We start from the raw sequence: 21,478 nt of genomic DNA, 5'->3' as shown, positions 1-21,478 counted from the left end.
ATAATTTTTCGTTAGAAAACGAATGGATATTAACGAATTTATAGTGCAGGTCGCACTTCCTGAACATCGTGTATTTGCAGAAGAAATAGTTACCGAGATGGCAGAATCTGCAAAAGCTCGTGGAACAGGAATTGCCAGGCGTTCGCCAGAATACATTTCCAATAAAATGCAAGAAGGCAAATCGGTTATTGCTTTCCACAAAGATGGTTCATGGGCAGGATTTTGCTATATAGAAACCTGGAGCCATGGTCAGTTTGTGGCCAATAGTGGTTTAGTGGTAAGTCCTAAATACCGTAAAGCAGGATTAGCGAAAGCCATTAAAAATGAGATTTTCGGCCTATCCAGAAGGTTATATCCAAAGGCAAAAATATTTGGTTTAACAACCGGTTTGGCGGTAATGAAAATCAATTCTGATTTGGGCTACGAACCTGTAACCTACAGCGAACTTACCCAGGATGAAGAATTTTGGAAAGGCTGCCAGAGCTGCGTCAACTTTGAAATTCTAAAGATGAAAGAACGTAAAAACTGTATGTGCACCGCCATGCTTTACGATCCTGCTGAAAAGAAACATGAAGTGGCCAAGCAATTTGCCGAAGAACTGCAAAAGAAACCCAAATTATATGAGCGTTTTATGCGCATCAAGCAACGTTTAGTTGTTAAACCTAAGCCCAAAACAGGCTTAAAAGCCCTTTTATTTTTATTTACCTTTTTATTTAATAAATAGCATGAAAAAAGTTGTTTTAGCATTTAGCGGAGGCTTAGATACCTCATTTTGTTGTATTTACCTGGCACAGGATCGCGGATTGGAAGTTCACTCAGTAATTGTAAACACTGGTGGTTTCTCTGACGAAGAGTTGCAGGAAATTGAGAAAAGAGCATATGCTTTAGGCGTAAAATCGCATGCTGTTGTTGATGAAACAGAAAGTTATTATGAGGGTTGCATTAAATACCTGGTTTTTGGTAACGTATTAAAAAATGCTACTTACCCATTATCTGTTAGCGCAGAGCGTGTTAGTCAGGCTACTGCTATTGCCAATTATGTAAAAAAAATCGGTGCTGATTATGTAGCACATGGAAGTACAGGAGCTGGTAACGATCAGGTTCGTTTCGATATGATTTTTAACATTCTAATTCCGGAAGTTGAAATCATTACCCCAATAAGAGATTTAAAATTATCCCGCGAGGCAGAAATTGAATATTTAGCCCAGCATGGTGTAGAATACAGTGCTGAAAAAGCAAGATATTCGATTAACAAAGGTTTATGGGGAACATCGGTAGGAGGTAAAGAAACTTTAACCTCAAACGAAACTTTACCAGAAAGTGCATGGCCAACCCAGGTGTCGGAAACAGAATCGCGCAAAGTTGAATTAACATTCGAAAAAGGTGAATTGGTTGCCATTGATGGCGAAACACTAGCACCTGTTCGTGCAATCCAAAAGTTACAGGCCATTGCCCAGCCATTCGGTATTGGTAGAGATATCCACGTTGGTGATACCATTATCGGTATTAAAGGCCGTGTAGGTTTTGAGGCTGCGGGTCCGATTATCATTATCAAAGCACACCATACTTTAGAAAAACATACCTTAACCAAATGGCAGCTGAGCTGGAAAGAGCAACTGTCATCTTTTTATGGTAACTGGCTGCATGAAGGTCAGTTTCACGATCCGATTATGCGGAATATCGAGGCATTTCTGGCAGATACACAAAAATTTGTAAGCGGTAAAGTGTTTGTAGAATTGTTGCCGTACCGTTTTCAGATTATCGGAATTGAATCTAACCATGATTTAATGAGCAATAAATTTGGTAGCTACGGTGAAATGAACAATGCCTGGAGCGGAGAAGATGTGAAAGGTTTCTCTAAAATATTTGGTAACCAGGTGATGATCTGGCACAAGGTAAATAGTGAAGAAGCATAGGCTTTATATAAAAAGGATGATGGAAAAGGCAACATAGAAACTTGCCTTTTTCTGATACTTGATCAATAGAAATGAGTGAAATTCTTTCAAAATATAATTGTTTAAGCCATTATAAATGGGGAGATAACTGTGATGGATGGAATTTTATAAGCAAGCCAGAGGTAGCAATTAAACAAGAGTTAATGCCAGCTAAAACCGCTGAAAAATTACATTTTCATACTTATGCGGAGCAATTTTTCTTCATATTGAAAGGAGAAGCCACATTTTTAATTGAAAGCGAGATTTTTACCGTTGAAGCCAATACAGGTTTACAGATTAAAGCTGGAGATAAGCATAAAATCATGAACAATGGCGTTGATGATTTGGAATTCTTACTTTTTTCATATCCATCAACCCAAAATGACAGAACCGATTGTGAATAGTATAATGATTAACCAGATTGGACCGGAAGAAGCACATTTAGTGGCTGGCCTGTTTAACCAATATCGTATTTTCTATAATCAGTTTTCGGATATCGGAATGGCTAAGGCTTTCTTAGATGAAAGATTGCAAAATAATGAGTCCATCATTTTTGCTGCCATTGATCGTAATACTCAAAAAACAGTAGGTTTTACGCAGTTGTATGCTAAATATTCGTCGGTCAAATTGAGTAAAAACTGGATTTTGAACGATTTGTATGTTGATACAGCTTACCGAAAGCAAGGAATATGTGAAAAGTTGATTAAAAAAGCCATGGATTTTGCTAAAACCAATGGATCTACATTTGTACAATTGAAAACCGCTATTGATAACCACATTGCCCAGCATTTATACGAAAGTATAGGTTTTGTAAAACAGGGAAATGACGAAGAATTTTTTCTTTATAAAATAGCATTAAACTCATAGAGATGAATAAAATTAAAGCAGGAATAATCGGTGGTGCAGGTTATACAGGAGGCGAAATGTTACGCATTCTGGTTAATCACCCAAATGTTGAAATTGCTTTTGTAAACAGTACAAGCAACGCCGGAAACCTGATTTCTGATGTACACACCGATTTGATAGGCGATACAGATTTAAAATTTGTAAGCGATATTCCACAAGATATTGATGTGCTTTTTCTTTGTGTTGGTCATGGCGACGCAAAAAAGTTTTTAGCCGCTAACCCAATCAATGAGAATATTAAAATTATCGATTTATCACAGGATTTCAGGTTACATGAAAAATCGACATTCGAAAACCGCGAATTTGTTTACGGATTGCCAGAATTGAACCGTGATAAAATTAAAACGGCCAAAAATATTGCCAATCCAGGCTGTTTTGCTACTTGTATCCAATTGGGTCTGTTGCCATTGGCCGCAAAGGGTTTGATCCAGAAAGAAGTTCACATTAACGCCACAACAGGTTCAACCGGTGCCGGACAAGGTTTGTCCACCACCTCACACTTCAGCTGGCGAAACAATAATCTTTCCATCTATAAAGCATTTGAACATCAGCACCTGAATGAAATTAGTGAAAGTTTATTGCAATTGCAGCCCTCACTTTCTGAAGCACTAAATTTTATCCCTCAACGTGGTGCATTTACCAGGGGAATTTTAGCTGTCATGTATTTAGAAAGCGATTTAAGTTTGGAAGAAGCGCAAAAGATCTTCGAAGAATATTATAGCAATCATCCTTTCACACATGCAAGCAGGAACAATATCGATTTAAAACAGGTTGTAAATACCAATAAAGCACTTGTTCATGTAGAAAAACATGGCGGTAAATTATTTATCATCAGCATTATCGATAACCTACTTAAAGGTGCCAGCGGACAAGCTGTTCAGAACATGAATTTAATGTTTGGCCTGGATGAAACAGCCGGACTTAGGTTAAAAGCAGCGAATTTTTAATTACGGTAGAGGGTGTAAGGTTTAAGGCGTAAGGTAAAAGCATGAGAGATTATAAAAAACTTGACGTTTGGAAAAAAGCACATGAGCTAAATATGTTCATCAAAAAGAATATTGCAACTCAATTTCCAAAAGAAGAGCGATTTGAATTAACCTCACAACTTACCAGAGCTTCTTTATCAATTCCCTTGAACATAGTTGAAGGATGTGGAAGATTTACTGATAAGGATTTTGCACATTTTCTTGATAATGCTTTAGGTTCTGCAAACGAGATAGATTATTGCTGTTTATGTGCTTCTGAATTAAAGTATATAAGCGAAGATGATTATTTAAAAGTAAACAATTCAATTAACGAAGTTAGGGCAATGCTAATTTCATTTTTAAAATTTTTGAGAAGTGGAGTGAAAAAACCTTAAACCCTACACCTCAAACCTTATACCTTATAAAATGCAACTATTCGACGTTTACCCACTTAACGATATAGAAATAACCAAAGCAGCAGGCAGTAATGTTTGGGATGCTAACGGACAACAATATTTAGATTTATATGGCGGACATGCCGTAATTTCAATCGGCCACACCAACCCTCACTACGTTAGCCGTTTGACTGATCAGTTAAATAAAGTTGGTTTTTATTCAAATTCAGTAAAAATTCCTTTGCAGGTTCAACTTGCAGAAAAGCTTGGTGAAGTGTCTGGCAAAAAGGATTTCCAATTATTTTTGTGTAATTCAGGTGCCGAAGCTAACGAGAATGCTTTAAAATTGGCTTCATTTTACAATGGAAGAAAAAAAGTAATTGCTTTTACCGGTGCTTTCCACGGACGTACATCGTTGGCTGTTGCCGTAACTGATAATCCTAAAATTGTAGCACCAGTTAACCAGACAGAAAATGTTATCTTCTTGCCATTTAACAATGAGGTGGCTTTAGAAGATACTTTTAAAGCACAAGGCGATGAAATTTCGGCAGTAATTATCGAAGGTATCCAGGGCGTTGGGGGCATAAAGGAAGCACCAAAAAGTTTCTTACAAAAAATCCGTTCACTTTGTGATCAATATAATGCTGTATACATTGCCGATTCAGTTCAATGCGGTTATGGCAGAACAGGCCTTTTTTACTCGCATGATTACTCCGGTGTTGAAGCCGATGTATATACCATGGCAAAGGGGATGGGTAACGGCTTTCCGGTAGCGGGAATCTCTATCGCCCCAAAATTTAAACCTTGGCACGGCGAGTTGGGTACAACCTTTGGAGGTAACCATTTAGCCTGTGCGGCCGCTTTGGCAGTGCTCGAAGTAATGGAACAAGATAACTTAATGAAAAACGCTGAAGAAATTGGCGATTATTTGGTTACCGAATTGAAAAAATTTGAGCAGGTTGTAGAGGTTCGTGGCCGTGGCTTAATGATCGGTATCGAATTACCTGCAGAACTCGCACATGTAAAAAAAGAATTATTGTTTACCCATCATATTTTTACAGGTGAGGCAAAACCTAACGTAATCCGTTTACTGCCAGCTTTAAATTTAACAAAAGCACATGCTGATGAATTTTTAGCTGCTTTTAGAAAATTAGTAAAATAGATATTGTGTATTTGGTCGATCGTCATGCTGATCCGATAGTTATCGGATTTATTTCAGCATCTACAGTAGAAAAAGACCCTGAAATAAATTCAGAGTGACGGATCAGGGATAAATTAATTTATATTAAAAATGAAACTTTTCACTTCCGTACATGATGTTCCAAGCATCAAACAATTTGTAAATGATGCTCTTGCATTAAAAGCAAATCCTTACGCGCACCAAGGTTTAGGTAAAAATAAAACCTTGGGCTTAGTATTCATGAATCCAAGTTTACGTACCCGTTTAAGTACGCAAAAAGCTGCTCTAAACCTGGGTATGAATGTTATGGTGATGAACATGGATAAAGAAGGTTGGGCTTTGGAAACGCAGGATGGTGTGGTAATGAACGGCTCAACAGTTGAACATATCCGCGAAGCAGCTGCCGTTATGGGCCAGTATTGTGATATTTTAGGCCTTCGTTCTTTCCCGAAATTAAATAACCGTGAGGAAGATTACAGCGAAGATTTCTTTAATAAATTTGTGAAATATTGTGCTGTACCAGTAGTAAGTTTAGAGAGTGCAACGCGTCACCCTTTACAGAGCTTTGCTGATATTATCACCATCCACGAAACCTGGACAAAGCAACCTGATGGCCGCAAACCTAAGGTAGTTTTAGCTTGGGCACCTCATGTTAAAGCATTACCTCAGGCGGTGCCAAACTCTTTTGCAGAGTGGATGTGTAAAGCCCAGGCCGAGGGGATGATAGATTTTACCATCGCCCAGCCCGAGGGTTATGAACTTTCAGAAGATTTTACACCAAATGCCGATATTCAATACAATTTAGAAGAAGCTTTGGCTGGCGCAGATTATGTTTATGTAAAAAACTGGAGCAGTTACAAAGAATACGGAAAGGTATTAACTTATCCGGATGGCTGGATGATGAATAACGAGAAGTTGAAGTTTACCAACAATGCTAAAGTGATGCATTGCCTGCCAGTGCGCCGTGATCTGGAATTGTCCTCAGAGATATTGGACGGACCAAATTCTTTGGTGATCCACGAAGCCGGGAACCGTTTATGGGCTGCACAGGCGGTGATTAAAGCGATATTGGAGGAATTGAAATAATAACTATTGCCATGTGCCTAGGCTTGTGTTCTCAAGAGCCGAAATTGTTAATATGGTAAAACAAAAGTATTAATGTGTTTGGTGGAGACACGAACCACGATAAGAATAAATTATGAAACAACTCACAATCATAAAAATCGGTGGAAATGTTATCGATAATTCCGAAAACCTGCATCAGTTTTTATTGGATTTTACAGCATTGCCAGGAGATAAAATTCTGGTGCACGGCGGGGGTAAAATTGCAACTGAATTAGGAGAATCGTTAGGCATTGAAGCTAAAATGGTTGAGGGTAGAAGAATTACTGATATCGAAACCCTGCGGATTGTAACCATGGTATATGCCGGATTGATTAATAAAAATATGGTTGCGCAGTTGCAAGCCAAAGGAAGCAATGCCATTGGCTTAACAGGTGCTGATGGAAATATCATCAAAGCAAAAAAACGTCCGGTTAAAGAAATTGATTACGGCTTAGTGGGTGATCTGGATGAAAATTCTGTTTCTGCAACAACTTTAGATTCTTTACTAACTGCCGGTTTGGTGCCTGTATTATGCGCCATAACACACGATGGGGATACTCAGCTTTTAAACACCAATGCCGATACCATTGCATCTTCCGTTGCAGTGGCAATGTCATCATTATACGAAACACGTTTGGTATATTGCTTTGAGAAAAAGGGTGTACTCAAAGATGTAAATGATGACGGTTCTGTTGTAAAAGAAATCAAGGCTGATGAATTTGAAGGTTTAAAAGCCGATGGAACCGTACAAGGTGGTATGATCCCAAAATTACACAATGCCTTTGAAGCAATTAAAAAAGGGGTTTCGGCAGTATATATAGGAAAAGCCGATGAGCTTGCTGAACTTGCAGCAGAAACTTTTGGAACTAAGATGCTGAAATAAGGTTGAAGGCAAAAAGGTTGAAGGAAAAGGTATTAGCGATGTGCCTAGAAATATTTTTTAAGCATTTTGACCACTAAAGCACGAAGCATGCAAAGAATTTTTAGTCTGATGTTCTTAATCGTGTAAAAATAATGGGCTAGCTAGGAAAAGAAACCGATTACTGCTGCTTTTGCAAAATAAACCTGATAGTATTGAAAAGCCCCGATTTTTCATCGGGCTTGTAACGGATAGCAGGACTAAATATCAATAGCATTACTGCAATTACTTTTCCAAAGAAAATTAATCAGTAATCAACTGAAACAATATAAAAACGAACCACATGAAAAAAATAGCCATAATTGGTAGTGGAAACATCGGTTTATCTTTAGCAAAAGGCTTAGTAAAGGCCAACTTTGCTCAAGCTGCCGATATTACGCTTACCCGTAGAAATACCGATCATTTAAAATCTTTCGCAGAAGCTGGTTTTAACGTTAGCAATAACAATAAACAGGCTGTGGTTGATGCTGATGTTGTAATTTTGGCTGTTCTGCCCCAACAATTAAATACCGTTTTAGATGAAATTAACACTTCGATAGATGCCGCAAAACATTTGGTTATTTCGGTTATCTCAGGGGTGAGTTGTGCAGCGGTTAGAGAAAAATTAGGTGAGGAGGTAGAGGTAATCCGTGTAATGCCAAATACGGCAATTGCCATCGGGCAATCCATGACATGTATGGCAAGCGATAATGCTTCATCGGAAAATATTGAAGATGTGACCAGAATGTTCGAAACTGTAGGCTCGGTTGTGAAAATAAATGAGGATTTAATGACTTCTGCTACAGCGCTTTGTGCCTGTGGAATTGCGTTTTTTTTAAGGGCCATCAGGGCTGCATCGCAAGGTGGGGTAGAAATTGGTTTCCATGCCGATGAAGCTTTAAAAATGGCAGTTCAAACGGCAAAAGGAGCAGCAGATTTGCTTTTATTGCACGGAACACACCCAGAATCAGAGATAGATAAAGTAACTTCGCCGAAAGGTTGTACCATTGCCGGATTAAACGAAATGGAACACAATGGTTTTAGTTCTTCATTAATTAAAGGTATTAAGCTTTCGGCTTTAAAAGCAGGGAATTTATACACAAAAGAAGGTTAGGTAATGTAGGGTTTGGTTTTTATTACCAATCTTAAAATTGAAACTGAAAGATAATAAAGGTAAAAGGTTTAAAGACCCAGTCTTGATACCGGATGCCAACTACTTGATAATATGTCATTAGAAAATATACAAAAAGAAAGTCTGGATTTATTGCGACAGTTAATCCGCATCCAATCTTTCAGTAAAGAAGAAGACCGGACAGCGAATTTAATCGCTCAATTTTTGGAAGAGCGAGGGGTTAAAACTCAGCGTAAAATGAATAACATTTGGGCTTACAACAAGCATTTTGATGCAAAAAAGCCCACATTACTTTTAAATTCACATCACGATACGGTTAAGCCAAATTCAGGTTATACCCGCGATCCTTATGATGCTGCAATTGAAGGCGATAAGTTATTTGGTTTGGGCAGTAACGATGCTGGAGGTTGTTTAGTTTCTTTAATAGGTGCCTTTTTATATTATTACGAGCAAGAAAATTTAAAATACAACATCTGTCTGGCCGCAACTGCTGAGGAAGAAATTTCTGGTAATAATGGTTTAGAATTGGTTTTGCCAGATTTAGGCGAATTGAAATTTGGTATAGTTGGCGAACCAACAGAAATGAATTTAGCAATTGCCGAACGGGGTTTATTGGTGCTGGATTGTGTAGCGCAAGGAAAAGCAGGTCATGCTGCCCGCGAAGAAGGAGAGAATGCCATTTACAAAGCCCTAAAAGATATCGAATGGTTTAGAAATTATCAGTTTCCCAAGGTATCAGAAGTTTTTGGTTCTTTAAAAATGACGGTTACCATTATTAATGCAGGTTCTCAACATAACGTTGTTCCTGCTAATTGTACTTTCACCGTAGATGTTCGGGTTACTGATGCTTATACCAATGAAGAGGTTTTAGAAATTATCCGTTCGAACGTGGATTGTGACGTAACTCCGCGTTCTATCCGTTTAAAGCCATCTTCAATTGATAAAAACCATCCCGTTGTGCAGGCTGGTGTTTCGCTTGGAAGAACTACTTATGGTTCACCAACCACGTCGGATCAGGCCTTGCTGGATATTCCATCCGTAAAATGCGGCCCAGGTTTTTCAGGTCGTTCACACATGGCCGATGAGTTTTTGTATGTTAACGAGGTGGCAGAGGGTGTTGAGGGATATGTAAATATGCTAAAACCGGTTGTACAATAAAACGGTCATTGGGAGGTATGTATAGCAAACACTTTATTCGATAAAAAAGAATTAATAGATGGTTTTACAGCACAGGATGGGTTTTCTTGCCTGGAACTGTAATAAATCCTGAACAATGTTCAAAATATTTGCAAAATCCGTAAAACTTTATAATTCCATAGTTAAATAAAATTATAATGAATCTGCTTAGCGGAGTTCATTATCTTTTAAAATGAGATAGAATGAAAATCTGGCAAAAAAATATAGATGTTAATCAATTTGTAGAAAGTTTTACCGTTGGGAAAGACCGTGAACTGGATTTGCAAATGGCAAAGTTTGATGTATTGGGCTCTTTGGCGCATACTCAAATGTTGGAAACCATTAATTTGCTAACCGCCGAAGAATTGCAAACAGTTCAGCAAGAGCTGAAAAATATTTATGCACAAATTGAAGCCGGAAACTTCACCATCGAAGACAGTGTAGAAGATGTACACTCTCAGGTAGAATGGCTGCTAACCCAACGCATTGGAGAAGCCGGTAAGAAAATTCATAGTGGCAGATCACGTAATGATCAGGTTTTGGTAGATTTAAAGTTGTTTTTCAGGGCTTGTATAGAAGATATGGTTGGGCAAACATCAACCTTATTTAATCAGTTAATTGAGTTAAGCAATACGCACAAAGATAAATTGATGCCGGGTTATACGCATTTGCAGATTGCCATGCCATCTTCATTTGGTTTGTGGTTTGGTGCATATGCAGAGAGCCTTGCTGATGATATGGAACTGATGTTGGCTGCGTGGAAAATATGCAATAAAAACCCTCTCGGTTCTGCCGCCGGTTACGGTTCTTCATTCCCTTTAAACAGAACTTTAACAACAAATTTGCTGGGCTTTGAAAGCTTAAACTATAATGTGGTTTATGCTCAGATGGGTCGTGGTAAAACAGAAAGAATTCTAGGTCAGGCCATGTCTGCTGTTGCGGCAACATTGGCTAAAATGGCTATGGATGTGTGTTTATTTATCAATCAAAATTTTGGGTTCATCAGTTTTCCGGCAGAGCTTACCACAGGTTCAAGCATTATGCCACACAAAAAAAATCCTGATGTTTTTGAGTTGATCCGCTCGCGCTGCAATAAAATCCAGGCTTTGCCGAATGAAATAGCCATGATGATTACCAACTTGCCTTCTGGTTATCACCGCGATTTACAATTGTTAAAAGAAAACCTATTTCCAGCCATTACCTCGTTAAACGAATGTTTGGAGATCGCCACTTTTATGTTTCAGAACATCACTATAAAAGATGATATTCTAAAAGATAAAAAATACGACTACCTATTTAGTGTTGAAGTGGTGAATGATCTTGCTTTGCAAGGCGTTCCATTTAGAGAAGCTTACAAAATTGTTGGCGAGCAGATAGAAAATGGTAGTTTTGCACCATCCGGCCAAATACATCACACACATGAAGGCAGCATCGGCAACCTGTGCAACGAGCAAATCGTTACAGCCATGCAGAATGTATTGGATCAATTTGGTTTCGGGAAAGTGAATAAAGCAATAGAAGATTTGGTTAAATAATTTGCTAAATTTGTAGCTATGACGACTTTAACAATAGAAATTAAGGATAAAGATGCAGGTTTTGTGAAAGAATTCCTTAGCAAAATTGGTGCAAAAGTTAAATCAGAACCAACTAACCAGATAACTTCTGAAATTGCCCAGGCTTTAAAAGAAATTAAAGAGATACAGCAAGGTAAACGGAAGTCTTTAAGTTTAAAAGACATTTAATGGTTAATGAGGTTATTTATTCAGCTGTATTTATCAAGAAAGCTAAAATCTATAAAAAGAAATACCTTTCCCTGGTAGAAGATCTTTATCGGCTTGAAGAACAACTTCTTGAAAATCCACACCAAGGCAATGATCTGGGCGCAGGTTTATATAAAATTAGGCTTGCTGTAAAAAGCAAAGGAAAAGGTAAAAGCGGCGGATTTAGAATAATAACTTATTTAGTTTCTAACCGTGCTGATGGTACAATTATTAATATGTTAACACTCTACGATAAATCGGAAGAAAGTAGTATTGATAAAAAGGAACTTCAAATAATAATAAAAGCATTATAAAGCTGCTAACATCAGCATTCAACATACAGGATCACTTCTTTATGATGTTCCATAATGGAATTACTATCAAATCATGATGGCGGATCAACATAACGAAAATATAAACAGATGAAAGTTTCAGTATTAGCCAGTTCATTAATTGGTTCAGAAATTATAAAAATTGGTAACGAGGTTAACGAAATGAAACGCAAGGGTGCTTCAATCGCTAACTTAACCATAGGTGATTTTGATTCAAATATTTACCCGATACCAACTGAGTTAAAGGCTGGAATTGTGGAGGCTTATAACGCCAATCAAACCAATTATCCACCTGCTGATGGTGTTTTACCCCTAAGAGAAACAGTTTCAGAATTGTTAAAGGATAGGTTTGGATTGGAATACAATACCAATAGTATTTTAGTATCTGGAGGTTCCCGTCCGTTAATTTATGCCACATACCTGGCTTTGATCGATCCTGGAGATACCGTGGTTTTCCCTGCACCATCATGGAATAACAACCATTACTCGCACTTAACTTCGGCAAAAACCATTGCAGTAGAAACCGATGCAGCGCATAATTTTATGCCAACAGCTGCTCAGTTAAAACCTCATTTAAAAGGTGCAACTTTATTGGCGTTATGTTCGCCTTTAAACCCTACCGGAACGATGTTCGATGCCGATTCGTTGGCTGAAATATGTGATGCAGTTTTGGAAGAAAATGCTTCACGTGGAGCTGATGAGAAACCATTATATATGATGTATGATCAGATTTATTCACTTTTAACTTTTGGAAAAGAGCATGTAAATCCAGTTTCTTTACGTCCGGAAATGAGGCCGTTCACAGTATTTGTAGATGGTAGTTCTAAATGTTTAGCTGCAACAGGTGTGCGTGTGGGTTGGGGTTTTGGTCCGGAAGATATTATCAATAGGATGAAAGCCCTTGTTGGTCATATGGGTGCCTGGGCACCAAAAGCGGAACAGGTGGCTATGTCTAACTATTTTAATGATGAAGTACATGTTGATGCATTTTTGGACAGCTTTAAGGATAAAATTCAAGACAGTTTAAACGCACTTTATAACGGCTTTAACGATTTAAAAGCTGATGGTTTTAATGTTGACGCAGTAGAGCCAATGGGTGCTATTTATTTAACAATAAAAATCGATTACATTGGAAAGACTACCGAAGATGGACAGATTTTAAAAGATAGTGCTGATGTAAATTTCTATCTTATTAAAGAAGCAGGAGCAGCATTGGTTCCATTTTCTGCTTTCGGAAATGAAGATAGTATGCCTTGGTTCAGAGCATCAGTTGGAGCCTGTACCTTGCAGGATATAAAAGAAATGTTACCGAGGATTAAAGCAGCTTTAAGCAAGCTAAAATAAGCTTGTGATATTGATAAAACCTCTTCAATTAGTATTGAAGAGGTTTTATCAAATGTTAGAACTATGCTAATTTGCAAAGGTTATTATTTAATAATAGTAAATTTGTATATTAGATTTAAATCAAACAATATGGAAACTTATCTTGTTCATCCTGATAAAATACAAGAAAAGGCCTTGAAGGCATTTCTTAAAGCATTGGAAGTGCCGTATGAAATAAGGAAAGAAAATTCTTTGCCAGCCCATGTTTTATCTGGCATAAAAAAAGGACAAGAGGATATCAAAGCCGGTAAAAGTTTTTCTTTAGAGGAATTCAAAAAGAAAATTTCGAATCTCTAATGAGCCTGCCTGTAGTTATATCTGAAACAGCATATTTAACTTTTGAATCTATTTGTGCTCAGATAAACGACACATTAGGAGCGAAAGCCGTAAGTGATTTCAAAAAGAACACAATTAAAACCCTATCATTAATCGGCAATTCGCCATTCCTTTATAAGGAAACTGATTTTGACCCAAATATCCGACAGGGATTGATCAAAAAGATTTCTTCTTTCTTTTATGAAGTTAAGCCCGATCGGATAGAAATACTTTTCTTTTGGGATAACAGACAAGAGCCTATGTTTTTTTAACTTTTTATTTCAAAAAGAATAAAACCCCCTAAGTCTAATATAAAACTTTTGGGGGCATTATTTTAGTGCTAATACAAGATAATTTGATGATATTAATATCATATCAATTTACTCGCTGAACATTGCTTTTGAATATTAAAAAGCTAAAGCTGCTTCGTCTAAACCTTTATACAGTCAGGTTGTAGCCTCGAATAAAGCTCTTTAATCCGAAGCTAGTCAATAAAATCTGCTGGTTTGTAATAATTATCTTTGGTAATAGGAAATTCATTGGCATTGGCTATTTTCTCGTAGTTTCTTGAGCAGGCAACCGTAAATCCATGGCCATTTCTAGGATAGGTCATCGATGAAGAATGTGCATAACCTACTACACGTCCAAGCTCGTGTACTGCAACGGCAGAAATATCTTCTTTTAGGTAAGTTCTCAGAACCCATTCGGCCATTCCAAAGGTACTTCCACCTCCTAAGCCATTAACGCCAACCACTACTCCTGCATTAATTCTGTTGATATTCAGTATATCCTGATAAGTGGATTGTTTTTCATCCAAGGTTAAAAACTCAGCATCATCATTAATGCTTATCGGCTCGGCCAGAAATTCCTTCTTTGTGCCTTCATCTTGCATAAGGTATGCGTAATTGATTAAAAGGCCTGTGAAAAGTCTAACATCTGCGGGGGTAAGATCTTCTTTCCAGCTATCATTTGGATTATTATCCGTGTCGAAGTCTGCAAATCTTACATCCCATTTTAGAACGGATAGCTTTTTCAGTTTTTTTATAAGCGTATTTTCCCCTGAAAAATCAAATTGAACATCTGCTACAGGTATTCCGGTTGTTTTATATTCTGAAAGATCAACTACGTTGCCGTTTATGTCGATAAAATTGCTTTCTCCATCCACAAAAGGGTAATTGATGATTTGGGTACCATGCGCCCTTATTTTTTTAATTTTTAGTAACTGAATAGGTTTTTCCCGTCCTTTTATGGTAATTAATACAATAGCATCTTCAAGATCTACAGGTGCAAAATTTGATATTTCGATTGATTTTTCTGTAGCGGCTTTAATGCTCAATACGCTTGAAATTTTTAAACGGCGCGCCTCTGATGTATATACAGCCAAGCTTTCGCCATCCTGGAACATTAAAGACGAATTTTGGCCGGTGTCAAAACTATAAACTTTTGGTTGAACCAGAACTGTAGGAGGAGTTGTTTTTTTACAACTGAAAAGCAGGGCTAACACTGCTATAAATAGAATTTTTTTCATGATGGTAGATAATTTACAGCAAACTAAATTTGATTAGGTAAGTAAACTGCTTTTAGGTTTTAATTTAAAGAATCTGTTATTTGGTAATACGATTAACTGCCCGAACAATAAGGTATAGAACATACTTTAAAACTGTATTGGCTTTTAAACGCTTTCTGCCAGGCTAAAGGCTTCATTATTTTATTGAAAGGCGTAATTGCAATTGATCCCATTGCAACGATGGAAATCTTTTTGATGTTTCTTTTCATAGGTTTTAGGTTAGGTAGACGATTGCCTGCTGAGCGGGCTGGGTTAACAAATGTAAACGAACACTTGCTATCAATATGCCCCAAAGGAATTATTTTACACGAAAAACTAGTCCTGATAGGATGTATCTTTACTAACTATGTATTGTAAGTTAAATTTTACACAAAAAAGGATCTTAATTAATTTGCTTCAGTTGTGTTGTTTCACTTTGGATCAGTTATAGTCTATGAAAAAAGTATTATCTGCAAGCAAATAAAACCAATATTTGGGTTAGTGCTAAATCGTTGTCTAAATAGTAGGTGCACTAATATCTTGCTCTGATATGCAATAGACTCATATTTGGTGGAAGCATGAATTGATAATTATTCTGTCTAGATCACTATTATAAATGTATTTTTTATTCTAATATTTTGAATGATTTAGTATATATACCTACAATGGCATTTTACTTAATATAGCCTAAACAATTATATATAAAATAGGCCATGCTTATTAATGTGATTTTGACCCCTTATTTGAATGATTTACACCCTATCCAAATTATGTTTGTCGGTAGCTTTAACTCAATGACGTTTAACGCCCTGGTTTCTTAAGCTTAAACCTATGAAAAGAATTATTTTATTAAATGTTTATACATAAAAAAACCTCACAGATTTTAAAGTCTATAAGGTTAATCTTATTTAAAAGTTTTATTCAGAATTCGGCTTAGCTTTTAAATTCGCTTGTTTTATGGAATTCAATATCAGGATAATCTTGTTTTGTTAAGTTAATCATGTACTCACTATCGGCAAGATAAACCGGGTTGGCTTCTTTATCAAAGCCAATATGTTGTTGTTTTCGCTTAACAAATTCATCCAATTTTTTCCGATCAGTAGAAGTTACCCAGCTAGAGCGGGTATAACTCAAAGTACGGAATCGACATTTAGCACCATACTCATGCTCCAACCTGAAGTTGATTACCTCAAACTGAAGTTCGCCAACTGCGCCAATCACTTTCCTGTTTCCTGGCTGCATTACAAATAACTGCGCTACACCTTCATCGGTTAACTGCTCAATTCCTTTTTCCAATTGTTTGGTACGCATTGGATCCATATTTTCTACTTCTTTAAAAATCGAAGGAGAGAAACTCGGAATGCCTTTAAATTGCAGTTTTTCGCCTTCGGTAAGCGTATCGCCAATTTTAAAGTTGCCACTGTCATATAAACCTACTACATCACCTGGCCATGCCTCTTCAACAATACTTTTCTCATTCGCCATAAAATCCATTGGGTTAGAGAATTTTAATTTCTTATCCTGACGGGTATGATAATAAAATTTGTTACGCTCAAATTTGCCAGAGCAAATCCTTAAAAAGGCAATCCTATCACGGTGTTTTGGATCTAAATTGGCATGAATTTTAAAAACAAAACCACTAAAATTCTTTTCTTCTACCAATACATCACGTTCTTCCGCTTCACGATGCCGAGGACTCGGAGCGATATCAATAAACGTATCTAAAAGCTCTTTTATTCCAAAATTATTTATCGCACTCCCAAAAAACACAGGAGCAACCAAACCATCAGTATATAAATCCTTATCAATTTTGCCGTAAATTCCATCAACCAGCTCAACGTCATCTTTTAATGCATTGATCTCGTTTTCTTTAAGATAATTTAGTAGCGATGGATCGTTTAAATCGCTGGCCGCAACCACAGAATCGGTTACTTTGGTTTTATCTGAATTAAATAAATTTAAATGTTTGTTATAAATGCTGTAAACACCCTTAAATGTATGCCCCTGGCCAATTGGCCAAGAAAGTGGGCAAAGGCTGATGTTCAGTTTTTCTTCAATTTCATCGAGTAAATCGTAAGCTTCTTTACCTTCACGGTCCATTTTGTTAATAAAGATAATTACAGGCGTATTCCGCATGCGGCAAACCGACATTAGTTTTTCCGTTTGTTCCTCCACACCTTTTACACAATCTACAACCAAAATAACACTATCTACGGCCGATAAAGTTCTGTAAGTATCTTCGGCAAAATCTTTGTGACCAGGTGTATCTAAAATATTAATGCGTTTACCACTGTACTCGAAACCCATAACCGAAGTTGCCACCGAGATACCACGTTGTTTCTCAATCTCCATAAAATCGGAGGTGTTACTTTGGTTCGCTTTGTTCCTTTTTACCGCTCCTGCAGTATTAATTGCACCACCAAAAAGCAGAAATTTTTCTGTCAGTGTGGTTTTGCCCGCATCGGGGTGACTAATAATGGCAAAGGTTTTACGTTTTTCTATTTCGGGGTTAAGCATAATAAAATTTTGGGTATAAAAAGAGATGAAACCTTGTTAAAGGAATTTAACAGCTATAAGATTTGAATATTGTTGTTTCATCTGGCCGCAAAGATAAGAAAAAGCTTTATCATTAATTGTTAGGTTGTTGTATTGTTTTAGTTTGTGTGTAATAGATTCAATATTAGCAATAATCTGAAATTAATACCCTAGTACTTTCGAAATTATAGTTATGCCATATACTATAGCTCCGATTTAATTCTGATGTGAAATTGCGGAGGAAGCTGCCCTTTGCTTATGCTTCGAAAGATCTTTATTGCAAGAAGGGGATTTGTAGAAAGAAGAATGTGTGATTGCTAAAAATTATCTATTGAAAAATAAATTTTCTCATCAATCATTGTTTAGTTTTGTGCTAAAATGTTTAGCTTTATTCATCCCTCCGTTTATTGTAAACTATAATTTTACTGCCGATGCCCACTTTAGAAGAAACTTCTATGCCCGCAGAAATTGCGGCTAAATTTGTTAATTATACCTCAAAACATGTTTTCTTAACAGGGAAAGCAGGAACAGGTAAAACAACATTTTTAAGGAAACTGATTAAACTAACACATAAAAAAGCACTGATTGTAGCCCCGACAGGCATTGCTGCCATAAATGCATCCGGGGTTACTATCCATTCGCTGTTTCAGATGCCTTTTGGAGCTTTTTTTCCGGATGTTGCAGGAGGGTTGATCAATGAAAATATTAACTTCAATTTCAATACCCCTAAAACGTTAGTAAAACACCTGAATATGCAGGGCAATAAACGGCGTATGTTGCAGGAACTGGAGTTGCTCGTAATCGATGAAGTGAGTATGTTACGGGCTGATATGCTTGATGCGATTGATTTTGCGCTACGTTATGTGCGGAGAAATAGAAATCTTCCGTTCGGAGGGGTACAACTATTATTTATTGGCGATCTGCATCAGCTGCCTCCGGTAGTGAAAAATGATGAGTGGCGCATTATGGCCAAATTTTATAAAAGCATTTATTTTTTTGATGCCTTGGCACTACAGGATAATCCCCCAATATATATTGAACTTGATAAAATTTACCGCCAGGATGATGCTGTTTTTATTGATCTGCTGAACAATTTACGCAACAATAAAATCACGGCCGAGGATACTGCCTTGCTTAAACAGCATTATAAACAGGATTTTAAGCCCTCTGCTGATGAAAATTATATTACTTTAACCACGCATAACAATAAAGCCGATAGCATTAACCGCGAAAGATTAACCCAGCTGAAAACCAAATCTTATTTTTTTGAAGCAAAGGTTCAGGGAGAGTTTAATGAGTACGCTTACCCTAATGATAAAAGTTTGGAACTAAAGGTTGGGGCACAGGTCATGTTTATCAAAAACGATATGACTGCTGAAAAGCGATATTACAATGGCAAAATTGGTGTGGTGCATCATATTGAAAAAGATTTAATTGAGATTGAACTGCCCGAAGATAAAGTAGTGATTCAGATTTCACCTTATACTTGGGAAAACGTTAAATATAAACTGGATGAAGCAACAAACGAGATTAAAGAAAATGTTGCGGGTTCGTTTATTCAATATCCTATAAAACTTGCCTGGGCCATTACGGTACATAAAAGTCAGGGTTTAACCTTCGATAAAGCGATTATTGATGTTGGCGATGCTTTTGCTCCCGGCCAGGCCTATGTGGCATTGTCGCGTTTACGCTCGCTAAAAGGATTGGTGCTAACTTCTCATCTTCGTGATAGTGGTTTGCAACAGGACCAGAATGTGCATTATTTTTCTAAAACGAAACAACCATCTGAGATTTTGAACGAGCAGATCAGTCTGGAGAGTTATAGCTTTATTCGAAGTTACCTGATTGCTGCATTCGACCTAAACCTGATCCGTTACTATTTGAAAGAACACCGCCAGACTTTCGACAAAAGTGAAAAATCAACCAAACAGCGGTATGAAGACTGGACGGATACAATTTATACAGATTTCCAAAAAATCACTGCTACAGCCGATACTTTTGTTAATCAATTGAAAAATTTGTTCGCACAGCAAACCGAGCATACTTTATTCAATGTATCGAAAAGGGTAGAGGCTGCGTTAAAATATTTCAATCCTCTGGTTAAGGAAATTTCCGACCGTTTTCTTGCCCAAATTGAAACCATAAAAGAAGAAAAACAAATTAAAACGTATGTAACCGAGCTGCTCGAACTTGAAATTTTAGTTTATGAGCAATTAAAAAAGATGCATAAAAGTAAAGCGTTGCTTCAGGCACTTATTGCTGGGAAAGAATTTAGCAAAGCCGATACCGATGCGCTATTAAATACCGTTGAAAGAAATAATCAACTTCAAAAAGCAATTCAATTAAAGGGCGAAACGCTTAAGGTAAAATCGGCTGCCGACAAAAAGAAAAAAGAACCAAAAGTTGATACAAAGCTGGTAAGTTTTGAGCTTTACGAACAGGGTAAAACCATTGAGGAAATTGCAAAAGAGCGTGGTTTTTCTTCTGGAACCATCGAAGGGCATCTCGCTTATTATGTTTCTACCCAGCAACTTGATGTAACCAAATTGGTAAAAGCCAATAAAATCAAAAATATAAGTGATGCGATAGAAAGTCAGAAAACAAAATCGATGGCTACAATAAGAGAGTTTTTAGGTAAAGATTATTCATTTGGAGAGATTAAGTTGGTGCTGGCATCGTTGTTTCCATCGGAAGAATAGAACAAAGTTTAACCGCAGAGAAAACCGAGGTAAGGCACAGAGAACACAAAGCGCTATGAAAGAAGATTTATTAACAAGAACCATTATTGGGTTGGCTATAGATGTTCATACAGCTCTCGGGCCTGGTTTGTTAGAGAATGCCTATAAAGAATGTTTGTTTTACAAGATCAATAAGGCAGGTTTTCAAGTTGAAAAGAAAAAATGATGCCTCTGCGATTTGAAGATGTAAGGTTGGATTGTGGTTATCGAATTGATATCTTGGTTGAGAATAGTCTGGTTTTGGAATTAAAAAGTATAGATTCCCTAAATGATATTCATCTTGCACAAACGTTAACCTATATGAAATTGGGTGGATATAGATTTGGCCTATTAATGAATTTTAATGTTTTAAGATTGAAAGATGGAATTAGGCGCGTTGTAAATGGATATTGAAATACTCTGTTTTCTCTGTGCATACTCAGTTTACTCAGTGGTTAAAAAGGGTTATGGTAATACTCTGTTTTGTCGGTGTAAACTTTGTATTCTTTGTGGTTAAACCTTAAAATTATTTATCTTAGCGTCTGTGGAAAAGGTTAAAGTTTTAGCGCAGTACATGCCCGAACAAGCGGCACCGCTAATTGCAAAATGGATAGATTATTTTCAGTGCGAATTTAAGATTACCAAAACCCGTTCTACAAAATTGGGCGATTACCGTCATCCTTATCAAGGTAAAGGTCATCGCATTTCCGTAAACTTCAATCTCAATCATTTCGCTTTTCTGGTTACCACCGTGCATGAATTTGCCCATTTACTTACCTGGAACGACTTTAAGAATAAAGTGAAGCCACACGGTTCAGAATGGAAGAAAAACTTTCAGCGGATGATGGTGCCTTTTTTTGAATTGAATATTTTCCCTGATGATATTCATAAAGCGATTAATAATTACATGTCTAACCCGGCGGCATCCAGCTGTTCTGATTTACATTTATCGCGTGCTTTAAAAAAATACGATAGCAATAAAACCGAAACTTTACATTTAGAGCAATTGCCGATTAATACCACCTTTAAAATTAAGGATGGCAGGCGTTTTACCAAGGGCGAAAGAATCAGGAAACGCTATCGATGTGTTTGCTTAGATGATAAAAGGTTATATTTGTTTAATCCTTTGGCCGAGGTTTTTGTGATAGAATAATTTTTTATCAGGATCGTCATACTGAACTTGTTTCAGTATCTTTCTTT

22 protein-coding genes and 1 pseudogene are annotated in these 21,478 nt (G+C 37.0%); 20 read left to right on the top strand and 3 right to left on the bottom strand.

Features of this window, described 5'->3' with window-relative positions:
* The first annotated feature begins 22 nt into the window (after positions 1-22).
* The 17 genes from ASE74_RS20275 (at position 23) to ASE74_RS20195 (ending at position 13,752) form a co-directional block, all read left to right on the top strand.
* Entirely contained in the window at positions 23-724 is a 702-nt protein-coding gene (locus ASE74_RS20275; RefSeq protein WP_055913123.1) for an N-acetyltransferase, read from the top strand.
* 1 nt (position 725) lies between these two features.
* On the top strand, positions 726-1,916 hold the full coding sequence (gene argG / locus ASE74_RS20270; protein WP_055913120.1) for an argininosuccinate synthase: 1,191 nt from the start codon (positions 726-728) through the stop codon (positions 1,914-1,916).
* 71 nt (positions 1,917-1,987) lie between these two features.
* Positions 1,988-2,338, top strand: a complete 351-nt coding sequence (locus tag ASE74_RS20265) for a cupin domain-containing protein (RefSeq protein WP_055913117.1) — start codon at positions 1,988-1,990, stop codon at positions 2,336-2,338.
* Between the two features lie 4 nt (positions 2,339-2,342).
* Positions 2,343-2,801, top strand: a complete 459-nt coding sequence (locus ASE74_RS20260; protein ID WP_082458878.1) for an N-acetyltransferase — start codon at positions 2,343-2,345, stop codon at positions 2,799-2,801.
* 2 nt (positions 2,802-2,803) lie between these two features.
* Positions 2,804-3,787, top strand: a complete 984-nt coding sequence (gene argC / locus ASE74_RS20255) for an N-acetyl-gamma-glutamyl-phosphate reductase (RefSeq protein ID WP_055913114.1) — start codon at positions 2,804-2,806, stop codon at positions 3,785-3,787.
* Between the two features lie 41 nt (positions 3,788-3,828).
* The gene (locus tag ASE74_RS20250) at positions 3,829-4,200 is read left to right on the top strand and encodes a four helix bundle protein (RefSeq protein ID WP_055913111.1); all 372 of its coding nucleotides are present in this window, start codon (positions 3,829-3,831) and stop codon (positions 4,198-4,200) included.
* 31 nt (positions 4,201-4,231) lie between these two features.
* The gene (locus tag ASE74_RS20245) at positions 4,232-5,362 is read left to right on the top strand and encodes an aspartate aminotransferase family protein (RefSeq protein ID WP_055913108.1); all 1,131 of its coding nucleotides are present in this window, start codon (positions 4,232-4,234) and stop codon (positions 5,360-5,362) included.
* Between the two features lie 129 nt (positions 5,363-5,491).
* Positions 5,492-6,466: an acetylornithine carbamoyltransferase gene (locus ASE74_RS20240; RefSeq protein WP_055913105.1), complete on the top strand. Its 975-nt coding sequence runs from the start codon at positions 5,492-5,494 to the stop codon at positions 6,464-6,466.
* 112 nt (positions 6,467-6,578) lie between these two features.
* On the top strand, positions 6,579-7,367 hold the full coding sequence (argB, locus tag ASE74_RS20235; RefSeq protein ID WP_055913102.1) for an acetylglutamate kinase: 789 nt from the start codon (positions 6,579-6,581) through the stop codon (positions 7,365-7,367).
* Positions 7,368-7,686: 319 nt separating this feature from the next.
* Positions 7,687-8,496 carry a pyrroline-5-carboxylate reductase gene (gene proC, locus ASE74_RS20230; protein WP_055913100.1) on the top strand — a complete coding sequence of 270 codons (810 nt, stop codon included), beginning with the start codon at positions 7,687-7,689 and terminating at the stop codon, positions 8,494-8,496.
* 111 nt (positions 8,497-8,607) lie between these two features.
* Complete coding sequence (locus tag ASE74_RS20225; protein WP_055913097.1) at positions 8,608-9,672, top strand: M20 family metallo-hydrolase; 1,065 nt, start codon at positions 8,608-8,610, stop codon at positions 9,670-9,672.
* Between the two features lie 221 nt (positions 9,673-9,893).
* Entirely contained in the window at positions 9,894-11,225 is a 1,332-nt protein-coding gene (argH, locus tag ASE74_RS20220; protein WP_055913094.1) for an argininosuccinate lyase, read from the top strand.
* A gap of 18 nt (positions 11,226-11,243) precedes the next feature.
* Entirely contained in the window at positions 11,244-11,432 is a 189-nt protein-coding gene (locus ASE74_RS20215; protein WP_055913091.1) for a hypothetical protein, read from the top strand.
* Complete coding sequence (locus ASE74_RS20210) at positions 11,432-11,764, top strand: type II toxin-antitoxin system RelE/ParE family toxin (protein ID WP_055913088.1); 333 nt, start codon at positions 11,432-11,434, stop codon at positions 11,762-11,764. The genes ASE74_RS20215 and ASE74_RS20210 overlap by 1 nt, the downstream gene beginning before the upstream one ends.
* A gap of 108 nt (positions 11,765-11,872) precedes the next feature.
* Positions 11,873-13,126, top strand: coding sequence for a pyridoxal phosphate-dependent aminotransferase (locus tag ASE74_RS20205; protein ID WP_055913085.1), 1,254 nt, complete (start codon positions 11,873-11,875; stop codon positions 13,124-13,126).
* A gap of 129 nt (positions 13,127-13,255) precedes the next feature.
* Positions 13,256-13,462: a DUF2683 family protein gene (locus ASE74_RS20200; protein WP_055913082.1), complete on the top strand. Its 207-nt coding sequence runs from the start codon at positions 13,256-13,258 to the stop codon at positions 13,460-13,462.
* A complete protein-coding gene (locus ASE74_RS20195; RefSeq protein WP_055913079.1) occupies positions 13,462-13,752 on the top strand; it encodes a type II toxin-antitoxin system RelE/ParE family toxin in 291 nt (96 codons plus the stop codon). Before ASE74_RS20200 ends, ASE74_RS20195 begins: the two co-directional genes overlap by 1 nt.
* A 212-nt stretch (positions 13,753-13,964) precedes the next feature.
* Here the strand turns inward: ASE74_RS20195 and ASE74_RS20190 are convergent, their stop codons facing one another.
* The 3 genes from ASE74_RS20190 to ASE74_RS20185 all read right to left on the bottom strand — a co-directional run bounded on the left by ASE74_RS20190 (position 13,965) and on the right by ASE74_RS20185 (position 17,543).
* Positions 13,965-15,008 (bottom strand): hypothetical protein, encoded by a 1,044-nt coding sequence (locus ASE74_RS20190; RefSeq protein ID WP_055913076.1) that lies wholly within the window; start codon positions 15,006-15,008, stop codon positions 13,965-13,967.
* Positions 15,009-15,100: 92 nt separating this feature from the next.
* Positions 15,101-15,256: a hypothetical protein gene (locus ASE74_RS24830; protein ID WP_157255491.1), complete on the bottom strand. Its 156-nt coding sequence runs from the start codon at positions 15,254-15,256 to the stop codon at positions 15,101-15,103.
* Between the two features lie 703 nt (positions 15,257-15,959).
* Positions 15,960-17,543: a peptide chain release factor 3 gene (locus ASE74_RS20185; RefSeq protein ID WP_055913073.1), complete on the bottom strand. Its 1,584-nt coding sequence runs from the start codon at positions 17,541-17,543 to the stop codon at positions 15,960-15,962.
* A gap of 449 nt (positions 17,544-17,992) precedes the next feature.
* Between ASE74_RS20185 and ASE74_RS25410 the strand changes: the two genes are divergently transcribed.
* From ASE74_RS25410 to ASE74_RS20170, 3 genes and pseudogenes are all read left to right on the top strand, one after another.
* Entirely contained in the window at positions 17,993-20,260 is a 2,268-nt protein-coding gene (locus ASE74_RS25410; RefSeq protein ID WP_055913070.1) for a helix-turn-helix domain-containing protein, read from the top strand.
* A 55-nt stretch (positions 20,261-20,315) separates the two neighbouring features.
* Positions 20,316-20,692: pseudogene (locus ASE74_RS25555) on the top strand (GxxExxY protein).
* Positions 20,693-20,822: 130 nt separating this feature from the next.
* The gene (locus ASE74_RS20170) at positions 20,823-21,431 is read left to right on the top strand and encodes a SprT-like domain-containing protein (protein ID WP_200912336.1); all 609 of its coding nucleotides are present in this window, start codon (positions 20,823-20,825) and stop codon (positions 21,429-21,431) included.
* The last annotated feature ends 47 nt before the right edge of the window (positions 21,432-21,478 follow it).

The organism is Pedobacter sp. Leaf216 (assembly GCF_001421515.1).
In the GTDB taxonomy this organism is placed as follows: domain Bacteria; phylum Bacteroidota; class Bacteroidia; order Sphingobacteriales; family Sphingobacteriaceae; genus Pedobacter.
The sequence above is the reverse complement of the archived record's forward strand: the minus strand, read 5'-3'. Positions and strand labels throughout refer to the sequence as shown.